Genomic DNA, 14,400 nt, shown 5'->3' with positions numbered 1-14,400 from the left:
ACGAGCACCAGACGACCGAGGAGGCCGGGCCATGGCGGGAGAGCCGCAGACCGACTGCCTGTTCTGCAAGATCGTTACGGGCGACATCCCGGCGACCATCGTCCGCGAGAGCGCCACGACCGTGGCCTTCCGTGACATAAACCCGCAGGCCCCCACCCACATCCTGGTCATCCCGAAGGCGCACTACCCGGACGCCGCCTCCCTCGCCGAGGCGGAACCGCAGATCGCCGCGGACGTGCTGCGCGAGGCAGGACTCGTCGCTGCAGGCGAGGGGATCACGGAGAGCGGATACCGCATCGTGCTCAACACCGGTGCCGGTGCGGGCCAGACCGTCTTCCACGCGCACGCCCACGTCCTGGGCGGACGCGGGATGCAGTGGCCCCCCGGCTAGAAGGTCCGCATCCCGTGTCCGTACGCGAACTCGTGGTCCTCGGCACCGCCAGCCAGGTCCCGACCCGTCACCGCAACCACAACGGCTATCTGCTGCGCTGGGACGGTGAGGGCATCCTCTTCGACCCCGGTGAGGGCACCCAGCGCCAGATGCTGCGCGCCGGCGTCGCCGCCCACGACATCAACCGGATCTGCGTCACGCACTTCCACGGCGATCACTCGCTGGGGCTGGCCGGCGTGATCCAGCGGATCAACCTCGACCAGGTCCCCCACCCCGTCACCGCCCACTTCCCGGCGAGCGGGCAGCACTTCTTCGACCGGCTCCGCCACGCGACGGCCTACCGCCAGTCCGTCGACCTGGCCGAGGTCCCGGTGGCCGCCGACGGGGTCCTCGCCACCACGGACGCGTACGTCCTCGACAGCCACCGGCTCTCGCACCCCGTCGAGTCCTACGGCTACCGCCTGACCGAACCCGACCGGGTGCGGATGCTCCCCGCGAAGCTCGCCGAGCACGGCATCGGCGGCCCGGACGTCGGACGGATCCAGCGCGACGGCGTCCTGCGCGGCATCCCGCTCGACGCGGTCTCCGAGCCCCGGCGCGGACAGCGGTTCGCCTTCGTCATGGACACCCGGCTCTGCGACGGCGCGTACGCGCTCGCCGAGGGCTGCGACATGCTGGTCATCGAGTCCACCTTCCTCGACGAGGACGGCCGGCTCGCCGCCGACCACGGCCATCTCACCGCCGGCCAGGCGGCCCGCGTGGCGAAGGAGTCGGGCGTACGGCACCTCGTGCTGACACACTTCTCGCAGCGCTACAACGACCCCGATGCCTTCGAGCACCAGGCCAGGGCAGCCGGCTTCGAAGGCGAACTGACGATCGCCCAGGACCTGATCACGGTCCCCGTACCCACCCGCCACCAGTAACGAGAACCCCGTGCACCTCCCCAAAGCCGAACTCCACCTCCACATCGAAGGAACCCTCGAACCCGAGCTGGCCTTCGCCCTCGCCGGACGCAACGGCGTGGTCCTGCCCTACGCGGACACCGAAGAGCTGCGCACCGCCTACCTCTTCGACGACCTGCAGAGCTTCCTCGACCTCTACTACGCCCTCATGGCGGTGCTGCGCACCGAGGACGACTTCGCCGAACTGGCCGACGCCTACCTCGCCCGCGCCGCCGCCCAGGGCGTCCGCCACGCGGAGATCTTCTTCGACCCGCAGGCCCACACCGACCGCGGTGTCCCGATCGGCACCGTGATCGAGGGACTCGGCAGGGCGCTGGAGCGCAGCGAGGAGACGCACGGCATCTCCACCCAGCTGATCATGTGCTTCCTGCGCGACAAGTCCGCGGAGTCGGCGCTGGAGACCCTGGAGGCCGCGAAGCCCCATCTGCACCGCATCAGCGCCGTCGGCCTCGACTCGGCGGAGGTCGGCCACCCGCCGGCGAAGTTCCGCGAGGTGTACGCGGCGGCCACGGCCCTCGGTCTGCGCAAGGTCGCCCACGCCGGCGAGGAGGGTCCGCCGGAGTACGTCCGGGAGGCCCTGGACGTCCTCGGCGTCGAACGGATCGACCACGGCCTGCGGTGCATGGAGGACCCGGAGCTGGTGGACCGGCTGGTCTCCGAACGGATCCCGCTGACGCTCTGCCCGCTCTCCAACGTACGGCTGCGCGCCGTCGACGTCCTGGAGGAGCACCCCCTGCCGGCCATGATGGCCGCCGGACTGCTCTGCACGGTGAACTCCGACGACCCCGCCTACTTCGGCGGATACGTCGGAGACACCTTCCACGCCGTCCACGAGGCACTCGGCCTGGACCGGGAGCAGCTGCGCACCCTCGCCCGGAACTCCTTCGAGGCCGCCTTCCTCGACCACGACGAGGAGCGCAGGGCGCGCTACCTGTCCGAGGTCGAGGCGTACGCGTTCGACTGACCGGATCCACCCGCCGGGCCGGCCGTCCGGAACGCGCTCCTGACCATCCGCCTGCGCCGCAGCGCGGGCACGCTGAGCTCCGTGACGGCCTGCTCCGGTGCTCCCAGCTTGGGCACCGCGCCGGACAGGCTGCCGGTCGTCGCGGCCAGCAGTGCGGCCGGGGCACCGCCCCTGCGTCGGACGGAGCCGGGCACCAGCGGGCGCCCGCCGGTGTGCAGCGCGACGGCGGTGACGGGGGCCGCGACCAGCAGCGTGGCGGCGCCCAGGATCAGCCCCATGACCGCGTAGCCGGCCTGTTCGGAGAGCACACTGCCGAGGACGGGTCCGCAGGCCACACCGACCGAGGACGCCGAGCCCGCCAGGACCGCCCAGCGGCCGCGTACGTCGAGCGAGGCCGCCAGCCCGATGAGGTACGACAGGACCACCGGGTAGAAGGCGTTCCACATGATCTCGCCGGTCGCGAAGGAACCGAGGTCGTCGGCCGAGGAGCTGAGCACGATGCTCACCGCGATGATCATCGTCCCGAGGCCGATCGGTACGGCGCGGCCGAGCCTGGCGCCCAGCATCCCGGCGCCCATGACGCCGAGCAGCCCGGCCCCCAGCGCGGCGGCGAACACCGCGCCGACGGTCACCTCGGAGAGCCCCACCTGGACGACACCGATCCGGCTGCTCACCCCCCACAGCGCGTTCTGCGCCATGGACCAGACGAGCATGCCGCCCGCCAGCACGAGGCCCGACCGCCGGTGCGGCAGCCGTCCCTGGACGGCCGTGGCGGCACCCACCGGCGAGGAACCGCCCAGCCGGGACGTGGCCGGCCAGACGAGCAGCGCGATGAGGGCGATCGAGGCGAACGGCAGACGGTGGCCGCCGCCGAGATGGGGGACCGTCAGGTAGAGGAGGCCCGCCGTCGCCGAGACGCTGAGCAGCCCCAGGGACGAGGTCCGGTGCGGATCGTGCTGCGCGGCGATGCCGGCCGCCGCGACCGCGGTCGCCGTACCGGAGCCGAACCCGCCGACCACGACCCCCGCGACCACGAGCGGTACCGAGGCGGTCAGGGCCGCGCAGCCGTAGCCCACCACGGCCAGCGCCAGTCCGAGGCGCGCCGGGTTCCGTGACCCGTAGCGCTCGACGCGCCCCGCCAGGGCGAAACCGGCCGAGGCCGAGCTCAGCAGCAGGGCACTGCCGACCAGACCCGCCTGGGCGGAGCTCAGCCCCAGATAGGCGCTGAGGCGGCCGACGATGGTGGGGAGCAGATAGGCGGCGAGGTAACCGGCGGTGAACACGGCTACCAGGGGCCACGCGGCGCGGGGGCGCGAGGACATGGGCGTTCCTGATGACATGCCAGAAGAGGCGAAGAAGGCAGGGGAGGGCAGAGCGAGGGCCCGGGCGTATCCGGGCAGGGCGAAGCGAGGGGAGTGGAGCGGGGAGGGTAAAGCGGTGAAAAGCGGGAGACGCGGCACTCGTCGTCAACTGTCCCGAACGGTGCTCGCGGGCCAATTTGTATCAAGCGCGCACAGCCGACGGAAAGCCGCCTCGATGTGATCTGGGTCACTTGCGGGTTTATGCATCTTCCGACCGGGTAGCAGCGCATGTTTATGCAGGTCGGAGCGAGTGTGGGAGCGGCGGCGCGGGCACTCCGGATACCGAAGCGCGTCAGGCACACTGGCCGGAACTCGCACTGTCCAGATCCGCCACGGCCGGGAGCGCACGGTGAGCACAGGTATCTCAGGCATCGACCCGCTGCTGGGCCTCCGCGCCCCGCAGGATCCGGCCTGCGACGTCTTCCTGACCGGCCCGGTCTTCCTGGACATCATCTTCACCGGCCTGGACAGCGCGCCCGTGCGCGGCACCGAGTCATGGGCCCGGGGGATGGGATCCAGCCCCGGCGGCGTCGCCAACATGGCCACCGCTCTCGCCCGGCTGGGGCTGCGCACCTCGCTGGCCGCCGCGTTCGGCGACGACCACTACGGCGAGTACTGCTGGGACGCCCTCGAACAGGGCGAGGGCATCGACCTGTCGATGTCGCGCACGGTGCCCGGCTGGCACTCGCCGGTCACCGTCTCCATGGCCTACGAGGGCGAGCGCACGATGGTCTCGCACGGCCACGAGGCACCCGCCCCCGCGCCCGCCGCGACGCCCGGCCGGACACTGCCGCACTGCGCGCCGCGGGCCCGGGCAGCCATCGCCTCGCTGACCCCGGGCCGCAGCGAGCCGTGGGTGGCCGGAGCCGCCAGGGACGGCGCCATGGTCTTCGGTGACGTCGGCTGGGACGAGACCGGCCGCTGGGACCTCGACGCCCTGCCCGACCTGGGGCACTGTCTGGCCTTCCTCCCCAACGCGGAGGAAGCGATGCGCTACACCCGCACCGACTGCCCGCGCGCCGCCGCCCACGCCCTGGCCGAACGGGTGCCCCTCGCCGTCGTCACCCTGGGCGCGGAGGGCGCCTACGCCGTCGACGGGGGGACCGGGGCCGCCGCCGAGGTGCCCGCCATCGAGGTGAAGGCCCTGGACCCCACCGGGGCGGGCGACGTCTTCGTCGCCGGATTCGTCACCGGCACCCTGGCCGGCTGGCCCCTCGCCGACCGGCTCGCCTTCGCCGGGCTGACGGCCGCGCTCTCGGTCCAGGAGTTCGGCGGATCGCTCTCCGCACCCGGCTGGGCGGAGGTGGCGGGCTGGTGGCAGCAGGTCCGCGCCTGCGCCGACCAGGACCCGGCTGCCCTGGAGCGGTACGCGTTCCTGGAGGAGCTGCTGCCCGCCACGGGCCGGGCCTGGCCACTGCGCCGCGCCGTCCCCACCATCGGCTTCCGCCAGTGAAGGGCTGATGATCACCAGGTAAAACCTCTCGGCGTTGTCGGCGCGGAGTCGTACGCTGGTACTCCAGAGGCCGTCGAGCAGCGACTGCCCTGCAACGGGAGGTATGTGCAGGCCCGAGGGCCGGCCCATGACTCAGTCACCCACACAGCCGCAGGCGCGTGCCCAGATCGAGATTCCGGCCGCACACCCCATGGTGATGCTCCTGGGGTCTGGCGACTCCCTGCTTCGCGTGATCGAAACGGCGTTCCCGGCCGCCGACATCCATGTCCGGGGCAACGAGATCAGCGCGACGGGCAGTGCGGCGGACGTCGCCCTGATCCAACGCCTGTTCGACGAGATGGTGCTGGTGCTCCGCACCGGGCTGCCGATGACGGAGGACGCTGTGGAACGCTCGATCGCCATGCTCAGGGCGAGCGGGAACGGCACCGGGGACGGCGCCGAGACCCCCGCGGAGGTGCTCACCCAGAACATCCTCTCCAGCCGCGGCCGCACCATCCGCCCCAAGACGCTCAACCAGAAGCGGTACGTCGACGCGATCGACAAGCACACGATCGTCTTCGGCATCGGCCCCGCGGGCACCGGCAAGACCTATCTCGCCATGGCCAAGGCGGTCCAGGCCCTGCAGTCCAAGCAGGTGAGCCGGATCATCCTGACCAGGCCCGCCGTGGAGGCGGGGGAGCGGCTCGGCTTCCTGCCCGGCACGCTCTTCGACAAGATCGACCCGTATCTGCGCCCGCTCTACGACGCCCTGCACGACATGCTCGACCCCGACTCGATCCCCCGGCTCATGGCCGCGGGCACGATCGAGGTCGCGCCGCTGGCCTACATGCGTGGCCGGACGTTGAACGATGCTTTCATCATCCTGGACGAGGCGCAGAACACCAGCGCCGAGCAGATGAAGATGTTCCTGACCCGGCTCGGTTTCGACTCGAAGATCGTCGTCACCGGTGACGTCACCCAGGTGGACCTCCCGAGCGGGACGAAGAGCGGTCTGCGCCAGGTCCAGGAGATCCTGGACGGTGTCCGGGACGTGCACTTCTCCCGGCTCACCTCCGAGGATGTCGTCCGGCACAAGCTGGTCGGCCGTATCGTCGACGCGTACGAGAAGTACGACAACGAAGAGGGCCGGAACGGCCGCAACGGGAAGTAGTCGCACCGCACCATGTCGATCGACGTCAACAACGAGTCCGGAACCGAGGTCGACGAGCAGGCGATCCTCGACATCGCCCGCTACGCCCTCGCCCGGATGCGGATCCACCCGCTGTCCGAACTCTCGGTGATCGTGGTGGACACCGCCGCCATGGAGCAGCTGCACATCCAGTGGATGGACCTCCCCGGCCCGACGGATGTCATGTCCTTCCCGATGGACGAACTCCGTCCGCCGGCCAAGGACGGCGAGGAGCCCCCGCAGGGGCTCCTCGGTGACATCGTGCTCTGCCCGGAGGTCGCGAAGAAGCAGGGCGAGGACGCGGACACCCAGCACTCCATGGACGAGGAGCTGCAGCTCCTCACCGTCCACGGAGTGCTGCACCTCCTCGGATACGACCACGAGGAACCGGACGAGAAGGCCGAGATGTTCGGCCTCCAGGCGGCCATCGTCGACGGCTGGCGTGGTGAGCGCGGGCTGACCGGTCCGTCCCCCGCCCCCACCGTCTCGTGAGCGTCCCCCTGATCTCGGGCGCCGTCCTGCTGGTCGTGGTCGGCTGGCTCGCCGCCTGTGCCGAGACCGGCATCGCACGCACCTCCAGCTTCCGGGCGGCGGAGGCCGTCCGGGCCGGACGGCGCGGCAGCGCCAAGCTGGAACAGGTCGCCGCCGACCCCACCCGCTACCTCAACGTGGCCCTGCTCGTGCGGGTCGCCTGCGAGATGTCGGCCGGGGTACTCGTCACGTACGCCTGCCTGCAGGAGTTCCCGGAGACCTGGGAGGCGCTGGCCGTCGCCATGGGGGTGATGGTCCTCGTCAGCTACGTCGCCATCGGGGTCTCGCCGCGCACCATCGGCCGTCAGCACCCGCTGAACACGGCCACGGCCGCGGCGTACGTCCTGCTGCCGCTGGCCAGGATCATGGGCCCGATCCCGCAGCTGCTGATCCTCATCGGCAACGCGCTGACGCCCGGCAAGGGTTTCCGCAAGGGTCCCTTCGCCAGTGAGGCCGAACTGCGGGCCATGGTCGACCTCGCCGAGCAGGAGTCGCTCATCGAGGACGAGGAGCGCCGCATGGTGCACTCGGTCTTCGAGCTCGGCGACACCCTCGTGCGCGAGGTGATGGTGCCCCGCACCGACCTGGTCTGCATAGAGCGCTACAAGACGGTCCGCCAGGCGCTGACCCTCGCCCTGCGCTCGGGCTTCTCGCGGATCCCGGTCACCGGGGAGAACGAGGACGACATCGTCGGCATCGTCTACCTCAAGGACCTGGTCCGCAAGACGCACGTCAACCGGGAGGCGGAGGCCGATCTGGTCTCCACGGCGATGCGCCCCGCCGCGTTCGTCCCCGACACGAAGAACGCCGGCGACCTGCTGCGCGAGATGCAGCAGGACCGCAGCCACGTCGCCGTCGTCATCGACGAGTACGGCGGCACCGCCGGCATCGTGACCATCGAGGACATCCTCGAGGAGATCGTCGGCGAGATCACCGACGAGTACGACCGTGAACTCCCGCCGGTCCAGGAGCTGGAGAACGGCTGCTACCGGGTGACCGCACGGCTCGACATCGGCGACCTCGGGGAGCTGTTCGGCCTCGACGAGTACGACGACGAGGACGTGGAGACGGTCGGCGGACTGCTGGCGAAGGCCCTCGGACGGGTCCCGATCGCCGGAGCCTCGTCGGTGGTGGACCTTCCCGATGGGCGCAGGCTCCGGCTGACCGCGGAGTCCCCCGCCGGGCGCAGGAACAAGATCGTCACGGTGCTGGTGGAACCGGAGGGATCACAACCGGAATGACGCCCCAGGAACTGCGTGCCCTCTGCCTGGAGTTCAACGCGAGCACCGAGGAGTTCCCCTTCGGCCCCGAGACCTCGGTCTTCAAGGTCCTCGGGAAGGTGTTCGCCCTGAGCGCGCTGGACGGGAGGCCGCTGACGGTCAACCTCAAGTGCGATCCGGACGACGCGGTGCGGCTCCGCGAGGAGCACCCCGCGATCGTGCCCGGCCGGCACATGAACAAGCGGCACTGGAACACGCTGACCGTGCAGGAGCTCCCGGGCCGGATGGTCCGGGAGCTGGTCGAGGACAGCTACGACCTGGTGGTGGCCGGTCTGCCGAAGACGGAGCGCCTCCGGCTGGACCGGCCGTAGGGGCAGCGCCCCGGCCTCGGCCGGAGGGCGGCGCGGCGCGACGAGCCCGGTGCACGGGTGGCCCGACGAGCGCCGTGCACCGGGCGACCGGACCCCCGTGGCGCGGAGGGTGCACGCCTGCTTCGTATGCTCAGCACATGACCGACAGCACCGACCTCGGACCCGAGGACCGCAAGATCGTCACGCTGGCCCGCAGCGTCCGCGCCCGCAACGGGGTGCCGGAGGGCGCCGCCGTCCGGGACGAGACGGGGCGCACGTACGCCGCGGGCACCGTGGCCCTGGACTCGCTGAAGCTCAGCGCGCTGCAGACCGCCGTCGCGATGGCGGTGGCCGGCGGGGCCACATCCCTGGAGGCCGCCGCGATCGTCTCCGAGACCGGGGCCCCGTCCGCCGAGGACCGGGCAGCCGTCCGTGACCTGGGCGGACCCGGCACACCCGTGCTGCTCGCCGGGCCCGACGGGACGCTCCGGAGCACCGTGTCCGCGGGCTGAACCGGGGCGGCGGCGCCCTGCTGTGCAACGCCGCCGCCGGGATCGGGGAGAATGGGCGCCATGAGCGCTCGACCGAACACAGAAGCTGCTGCGCAGCAGGCTGAGAACAACGCCCCCCACCGGGCCGGCTTCGCCTGCTTCGTGGGCCGCCCCAACGCGGGCAAGTCCACCCTCACGAACGCTCTGGTCGGTCAGAAGGTGGCGATCACCTCCAACCGCCCCCAGACCACCCGGCACACGGTGCGAGGCATCGTGCACCGTCCGGACGCGCAGCTGATCCTGGTGGACACGCCGGGACTCCACAAGCCGCGTACCCTGCTCGGGGAGCGGCTGAACGACGTCGTACGGACCACCTGGGCCGAGGTCGACGTCATCGGCTTCTGCCTGCCCGCCGACCAGAAGCTGGGCCCCGGCGACAAGTTCATCATCAAGGAACTCGCCGGGATCAAGAAGACCCCGAAGATCGCGATCATCACCAAGACCGACCTGGTCGAGTCCAAGGCGCTCGCCGAGCAACTGCTGGCCGTGTCCCGCCTCGGTGAAGAGCTCGGCTTCGAGTGGGCGGAGATCATCCCGGTCTCCGCGGTCAAGGACCAGCAGGTCGGTCTGCTGGCCGACCTGATCGCCCCGCTGCTCCCCGAGAGCCCGCCGCTCTACCCGGAGGGCGATCTCACCGACGAGCCCGAGATGGTCATGGTCGCCGAGCTCATCCGCGAGGCCGCGCTCGAAGGCGTCCGGGACGAGCTGCCGCACTCCATCGCCGTCGTCGTCGAGGAGATGCTGCCCCGCGAGGACCGCCCGGCGGACAAGCCGCTGCTCGACATCCACGCGAACGTCTACATCGAGCGCCCCAGCCAGAAGGGCATCATCATCGGCCCGAAGGGCCAGCGGCTGAAGGACGTCGGCACGAAGTCCCGCAAGCACATCGAGGCCCTGCTGGGCACTCCGGTCTACCTGGACCTGCACGTGAAGGTCGCCAAGGACTGGCAGCGCGACCCCAAGCAGCTGCGCAAGCTGGGGTTCTGAGCGTCCGGGTGCGTCCGGCCCCGGGCGCCCACGAGCGGCCCGGGGCCCGGGCCGCTCGTGCGTACGGGCGCGGGGCGCCGGATCACGCGCCCTCCTTCAGGACCCGGGAGATCAGCGCCCGCTGCGCCTCGGTCAGCCGCGGGTCCGCGCAGTCCACGGTCCGGCCGCCGACCGTGATCCGATAGCGGAAACCGTCCGGCACCCGCGCGGGCGGGCCGCCCCGGCCGACGGCGAGCGCCGCCTCGGCCAGGGCCTCCCACTCCGCGGCGTCGGGCCGTCCCGAGGTGTCGACCTCGCCATGACGTGCGATGCCGGCGAACCCGCCGGTCCGGCTCACCTGAATGCGCATGCGTGATGACTCCTGCCTGACCCGTCCGGACGGCCCGCTCGTACCTACCCGCTCATCTGGTCGGCACGCCCACCTCCGACCAGGCCTTCAGCACGGCCTCCACCTCGTCGCCCTCGCCGAACCTGCTGCGCGCCGCCGCGACCGTCAGCCGGGCGAAGGCCGCGAAGTCCGCGTTCTGCGCCAGCTCGCCCCCGGTCAGCACGTCGAACCAGATCCGGCCGGCCCGCTCCCACGCGTTGCCGCCGAGTGCGGTGGCCAGCAGGTAGAAGGCACGGTTGGGGATGCCGGAGTTGAGATGCACCCCGCCGTTGTCCTCGTCCGTCTCGATGTAGTCGTCCATCGACGCGGGCTGCGGGTCCTTGCCGAGCACGTCGTCGTCGTACGCCGTGCCGGGGGCCTTCATCGAGCGCAGCGCGACCCCGCTCACCCGGGGCGCCAGCAGTCCCGCCCCGATCAGCCAGTCGCCCTGCTCCGCGCTCTGACCCAGCGAGTACTGCTTGACCAGCGAGCCGAACACGTCCGACACCGACTCGTTGAGCGCGCCCGACTGGCCCTGGTAGGTGAGATTCGCCGTGTACTGGGTCAGTCCGTGTGCCAGCTCGTGGGCGATCACGTCGATGGCGACCGTGAAGTCGAGGAAGATCTCCCCGTCCCCGTCCCCGAAGACCATCTGCTCGCCGTCGAAGAACGCGTTGTTGTACTTCTCGTCGTAGTGCACGGAGCCGATCAGCGGCAGCCCCTTGCCGTCGATCGAGCTGCGGCCGTACTCCGCGAGCAGCAGCTCGAACGTGGCGCCGAGTCCCGCGTAGGCACGGTTGACGCTGGCGTCCCCGGTGGGGTCGTCGCCCTCGTCCCGGACCTTGCGGCCCGGCAGGTCCGTGCCGTGGCGGCAGTCGTACAGGGTGCGGTGGGGCTTGGTGGGGACCGGGTCGGCGGTGCGCGGGGGATGGGGTGCCCAGGCCAGTGCGGTCACCTGCCGGTGGTGGCGCCGCGCTCCGTCCGCCTCCAGGGTGCGGCGGGCGGGGCCTGCGAGGAGGGGGTCGTCGGCCTGGGACAGCTTGTCGAGGAGGTGGGGCGGCACGATGGTGCAGAAGACGGGCTGGAACCCGTTGGTGCGAGGCTGCATGCCATCGACTGTGGCACTCCGTGACATGCCTGTCACTGCTTGCGATCGTGATTGACGAAATAGAGTGATGAGTCACCGTTTTGCCCTCATCGGGACGTGATCCCGCATACTGATACGGACCGACGTATCGGGCGCCCCTCGGTTAGTGTTGCCGCATCATGCGTTTCGGGCTGCTCCTTCTTAGCTGCCGCGGCGAGGGCCTGTAGTCGTAGGCCGGCTCCCTCCCCGCGGAGTTCGCTGTTGCAGCGACACAGTCGGCCGCCCCTGCTGGACCCCAGAGGAGCCCTACGCCATGACTGCCGTGAACCCCGCCGAGAACGCCCCTGCCCCCGTGGGCGGACCCACCCCGATCACCAACGCGACGCAGCTGCAGAAGCCGTCCGGGATGCCGGTCCACAAGTACCGCGGATACGAGACCGTGGACATCTCCGACCGCACCTGGCCGGACAACCGCATCACGCGGGCGCCCCGCTGGCTGTCCACGGACCTGCGCGACGGCAATCAGGCGCTGATCGACCCGATGTCCCCCGCCCGCAAGCGTGAGATGTTCGACCTGCTCGTACGCATGGGCTACAAGGAGATCGAGGTCGGATTCCCGTCGTCCGGCGAGACCGACTTCGCGTTCGTACGCTCCATCATCGAAGAGGGCGCGATCCCCGAGGACGTGACGATCTCCGTCCTGACGCAGGCCCGCGAGGAACTGATCGAGCGCACCGTCGAGTCGCTGGTCGGGGCCCGCCGCGCCACCGTGCACCTGTACAACGCCACCGCACCCACCTTCCGCCGCGTGGTCTTCCGCGGCTCCAAGGAGCAGGTCAAGCAGATCGCCGTGGACGGCACGCGGCTGGTCATGGAGTACGCGGACAAGATCCTGGGCAGCGAGACGGTCTTCGGCTACCAGTACAGCCCGGAGATCTTCACCGACACCGAACTGGACTTCGCCCTGGAGGTCTGCGAGGCCGTCTGCGACGTCTGGCAGCCGGAGGAGGGCCGCGAGATCATCCTGAACCTGCCCGCCACCGTGGAGCGTTCGACGCCGTCCACGCACGCGGACCGCTTCGAGTGGATGTCCCGCAACCTGTCCCGCCGCGAGCACGTCTGCCTGTCCGTGCACCCGCACAACGACCGCGGCACCGCGGTCGCCGCGGCCGAACTGGCCGTCATGGCCGGCGCCGACCGCATCGAGGGCTGCCTGTTCGGCCAGGGCGAGCGCACCGGCAACGTCGACCTGGTCACCCTGGGCATGAACCTCTTCTCGCAGGGTGTCGACCCGCAGATCGACTTCTCGCAGATCGACGAGATCCGGCGCACCAGCGAGTACTGCAACCAGATGGAGGTCCACCCGCGCCACCCCTACGCGGGCGACCTGGTCTACACGTCCTTCTCCGGCTCCCACCAGGACGCCATCAAGAAGGGCTTCGACGCCATGGAGGCCGACGCGGCGGCCCGGGGGAAGACCGTCGACGATATCGAGTGGGCGGTGCCCTACCTGCCGATCGACCCGAAGGACGTCGGCCGTTCCTACGAGGCTGTCATCCGGGTCAACTCGCAGTCCGGCAAGGGCGGGATCGCGTACGTCCTGAAGAACGAGCACAAGCTGGACCTGCCGCGCCGGATGCAGATCGAATTCTCCCGGATCATTCAGGCCAAGACCGACGCCGAGGGCGGCGAGGTCACACCGGGTGAGATCTGGTCGGCCTTCCAGGACGAGTACCTGCCCAACCCGGACAACGCCTGGGGCCGGGTGCAGATCCGCTCCGGCCAGACCACGACCGGTTCGGACGGCCGGGACACGATCACGGTGGAAGCCACCGTCGACGGCGCGGACACCGTGCTGACCGGTACGGGCAACGGTCCGATCTCCGCGTTCTTCGAGGCGCTGCAGGCCGTCGGCATCGACGCCCGCCTGCTGGACTACACCGAGCACACGATGAGCGAGGGCGCGAGCGCCCAGGCGGCCTCCTACATCGAGTGCGCGATCGACGGCAAGGTCCTGTGGGGCATCGGCATCGACGCCAACACGACGCGGGCCTCGCTCAAGGCGGTCGTCTCCGCGGTGAACCGCGCGACTCGCTGACAGCCCCCAGGTGCTACGGACAAACGTCCGATAAGCCGTGAAGTGATGTGGCAGGAGAGCCCCGCCGCCCCGCAAGGGGTGGGCGGGGTTCGGCCATCTCCGGGTGTTGTGACATCCAGGATGCTGACGGCACCTCACGCATGTGGCTAACATCACGTCCAACACGGCAATGTTGCCGGAGCATTACGGAGGTGTGCGACGTGCGGTCAGCCAAAGGACAACGCGCCATGAGACTGCGCATCTACGGCACCCGTACCGTCTGGGACACCGTCGGTGACGGTGAGTTCTTCTGTCCGGGGTGCGGCGGCGACCGCAACTACCGGCGTCTCACCGGCCGTCACCGCTTCACCGTGATCGGCATGCCGCTGCTGCGGCGCGGCAGCGCGGGGCCCGTCCTGGAGTGCGCCGCCTGTCTGGGGCACTACCCGACCGACACCCTGGACCACCCCACCACCACCCGCTTCTCCGCGATGCTGCGGGAGGCCGTGCACACCGTCACGCTCGCCGTGCTCGCCGCCGGCGGAACCACCTCCCGTACGGTCCTGGAGGCCGCCGCGGCCACTGTCCGCGACGCCGGGCTCGACGACTGCACCCAGGAGCAGCTGTTCACCATCGTGGAGGTGCTCGCCGCGGACACCGGGGCCGGTGACGGCCACGACCCCGCGGCCGAGGCCTGCGGAGCCGCCCTCGCCATCGAGCTGCACGAGGTGCTGAAGCCGCTGGCCCCGCATCTGGCCGTGGCCGGCCGCGGGACGGTCCTGCTGCAGGGCGCCAGGATCGCGCTCGCCGACGGCCCGTACAGCCAGGCCGAGCGCGAGGTGCTGACGACGGTGGGCAGCGCGCTCCAGCTCTGCCCCACCGACACCGCCGAACTGCTCGCGGCCGCCGCGCGCACGCCCTCGTAGGACCG

General features: G+C 70.8%; 15 protein-coding genes. 12 read left to right on the top strand and 3 right to left on the bottom strand.

Features of this window, described 5'->3' with window-relative positions; genetic code table 11:
* The first annotated feature begins 31 nt into the window (after positions 1–31).
* Genes OG927_RS10575 through OG927_RS10565 form a run of 3 tightly spaced genes read left to right on the top strand, consistent with a single transcriptional unit; the run spans position 32 to position 2,317 of the window.
* Positions 32–391 (top strand): histidine triad nucleotide-binding protein, encoded by a 360-nt coding sequence (locus tag OG927_RS10575; protein WP_124282412.1) that lies wholly within the window; start codon positions 32–34, stop codon positions 389–391.
* A 14-nt stretch (positions 392–405) separates the two neighbouring features.
* The gene (locus tag OG927_RS10570; protein ID WP_056785354.1) at positions 406–1,314 is read left to right on the top strand and encodes a ribonuclease Z; all 909 of its coding nucleotides are present in this window, start codon (positions 406–408) and stop codon (positions 1,312–1,314) included.
* 10 nt (positions 1,315–1,324) lie between these two features.
* On the top strand, positions 1,325–2,317 hold the full coding sequence (locus tag OG927_RS10565; RefSeq protein ID WP_124282413.1) for an adenosine deaminase: 993 nt from the start codon (positions 1,325–1,327) through the stop codon (positions 2,315–2,317).
* Here OG927_RS10565 and OG927_RS10560 read toward each other — a convergent pair.
* Entirely contained in the window at positions 2,281–3,639 is a 1,359-nt protein-coding gene (locus OG927_RS10560; protein WP_056785350.1) for an MFS transporter, read from the bottom strand. The two genes, OG927_RS10565 and OG927_RS10560, sit on opposite strands and share 37 nt — an antisense overlap.
* A gap of 388 nt (positions 3,640–4,027) precedes the next feature.
* Between OG927_RS10560 and OG927_RS10555 the strand changes: the two genes are divergently transcribed.
* From OG927_RS10555 to era, 7 genes are all read left to right on the top strand, one after another.
* Positions 4,028–5,131, top strand: coding sequence for a carbohydrate kinase family protein (locus tag OG927_RS10555; RefSeq protein ID WP_056785347.1), 1,104 nt, complete (start codon positions 4,028–4,030; stop codon positions 5,129–5,131).
* Between the two features lie 127 nt (positions 5,132–5,258).
* Complete coding sequence (locus tag OG927_RS10550; RefSeq protein WP_209470559.1) at positions 5,259–6,281, top strand: PhoH family protein; 1,023 nt, start codon at positions 5,259–5,261, stop codon at positions 6,279–6,281.
* A 12-nt stretch (positions 6,282–6,293) separates the two neighbouring features.
* Positions 6,294–6,791: an rRNA maturation RNase YbeY gene (gene ybeY / locus OG927_RS10545; protein WP_330320049.1), complete on the top strand. Its 498-nt coding sequence runs from the start codon at positions 6,294–6,296 to the stop codon at positions 6,789–6,791.
* Positions 6,788–8,071 (top strand): hemolysin family protein, encoded by a 1,284-nt coding sequence (locus OG927_RS10540; protein ID WP_056785338.1) that lies wholly within the window; start codon positions 6,788–6,790, stop codon positions 8,069–8,071. Before ybeY ends, OG927_RS10540 begins: the two co-directional genes overlap by 4 nt.
* On the top strand, positions 8,068–8,421 hold the full coding sequence (locus OG927_RS10535; protein WP_209470560.1) for an MmcQ/YjbR family DNA-binding protein: 354 nt from the start codon (positions 8,068–8,070) through the stop codon (positions 8,419–8,421). The genes OG927_RS10540 and OG927_RS10535 overlap by 4 nt, the downstream gene beginning before the upstream one ends.
* 137 nt (positions 8,422–8,558) lie before the next feature.
* Entirely contained in the window at positions 8,559–8,912 is a 354-nt protein-coding gene (locus OG927_RS10530) for a hypothetical protein (protein ID WP_056785332.1), read from the top strand.
* A 51-nt stretch (positions 8,913–8,963) separates the two neighbouring features.
* Positions 8,964–9,938, top strand: coding sequence for a GTPase Era (gene era, locus OG927_RS10525; protein ID WP_199862835.1), 975 nt, complete (start codon positions 8,964–8,966; stop codon positions 9,936–9,938).
* An 82-nt stretch (positions 9,939–10,020) separates the two neighbouring features.
* On the opposite strand, the gene OG927_RS10520 is transcribed toward era, so the two are convergent.
* Together OG927_RS10520 and OG927_RS10515 are read right to left on the bottom strand one after the other, a co-directional pair.
* On the bottom strand, positions 10,021–10,287 hold the full coding sequence (locus OG927_RS10520) for a protealysin inhibitor emfourin (protein ID WP_056785328.1): 267 nt from the start codon (positions 10,285–10,287) through the stop codon (positions 10,021–10,023).
* A 52-nt stretch (positions 10,288–10,339) separates the two neighbouring features.
* On the bottom strand, positions 10,340–11,413 hold the full coding sequence (locus OG927_RS10515) for a M4 family metallopeptidase (protein WP_056785325.1): 1,074 nt from the start codon (positions 11,411–11,413) through the stop codon (positions 10,340–10,342).
* Between the two features lie 292 nt (positions 11,414–11,705).
* Between OG927_RS10515 and leuA the strand changes: the two genes are divergently transcribed.
* Both leuA and OG927_RS10505 read left to right on the top strand, forming a co-directional pair.
* Positions 11,706–13,490, top strand: coding sequence for a 2-isopropylmalate synthase (gene leuA, locus OG927_RS10510; RefSeq protein ID WP_209470561.1), 1,785 nt, complete (start codon positions 11,706–11,708; stop codon positions 13,488–13,490).
* 227 nt (positions 13,491–13,717) lie between these two features.
* On the top strand, positions 13,718–14,395 hold the full coding sequence (locus OG927_RS10505; RefSeq protein WP_056785318.1) for a TerB family tellurite resistance protein: 678 nt from the start codon (positions 13,718–13,720) through the stop codon (positions 14,393–14,395).
* The last annotated feature ends 5 nt before the right edge of the window (positions 14,396–14,400 follow it).

Origin of the sequence: Streptomyces clavifer (assembly GCF_036345975.1) — a bacterium.
GTDB lineage: Bacteria > Actinomycetota > Actinomycetes > Streptomycetales > Streptomycetaceae > Streptomyces > Streptomyces clavifer.
The sequence above is the reverse complement of the archived record's forward strand: the minus strand, read 5'-3'. Positions and strand labels throughout refer to the sequence as shown.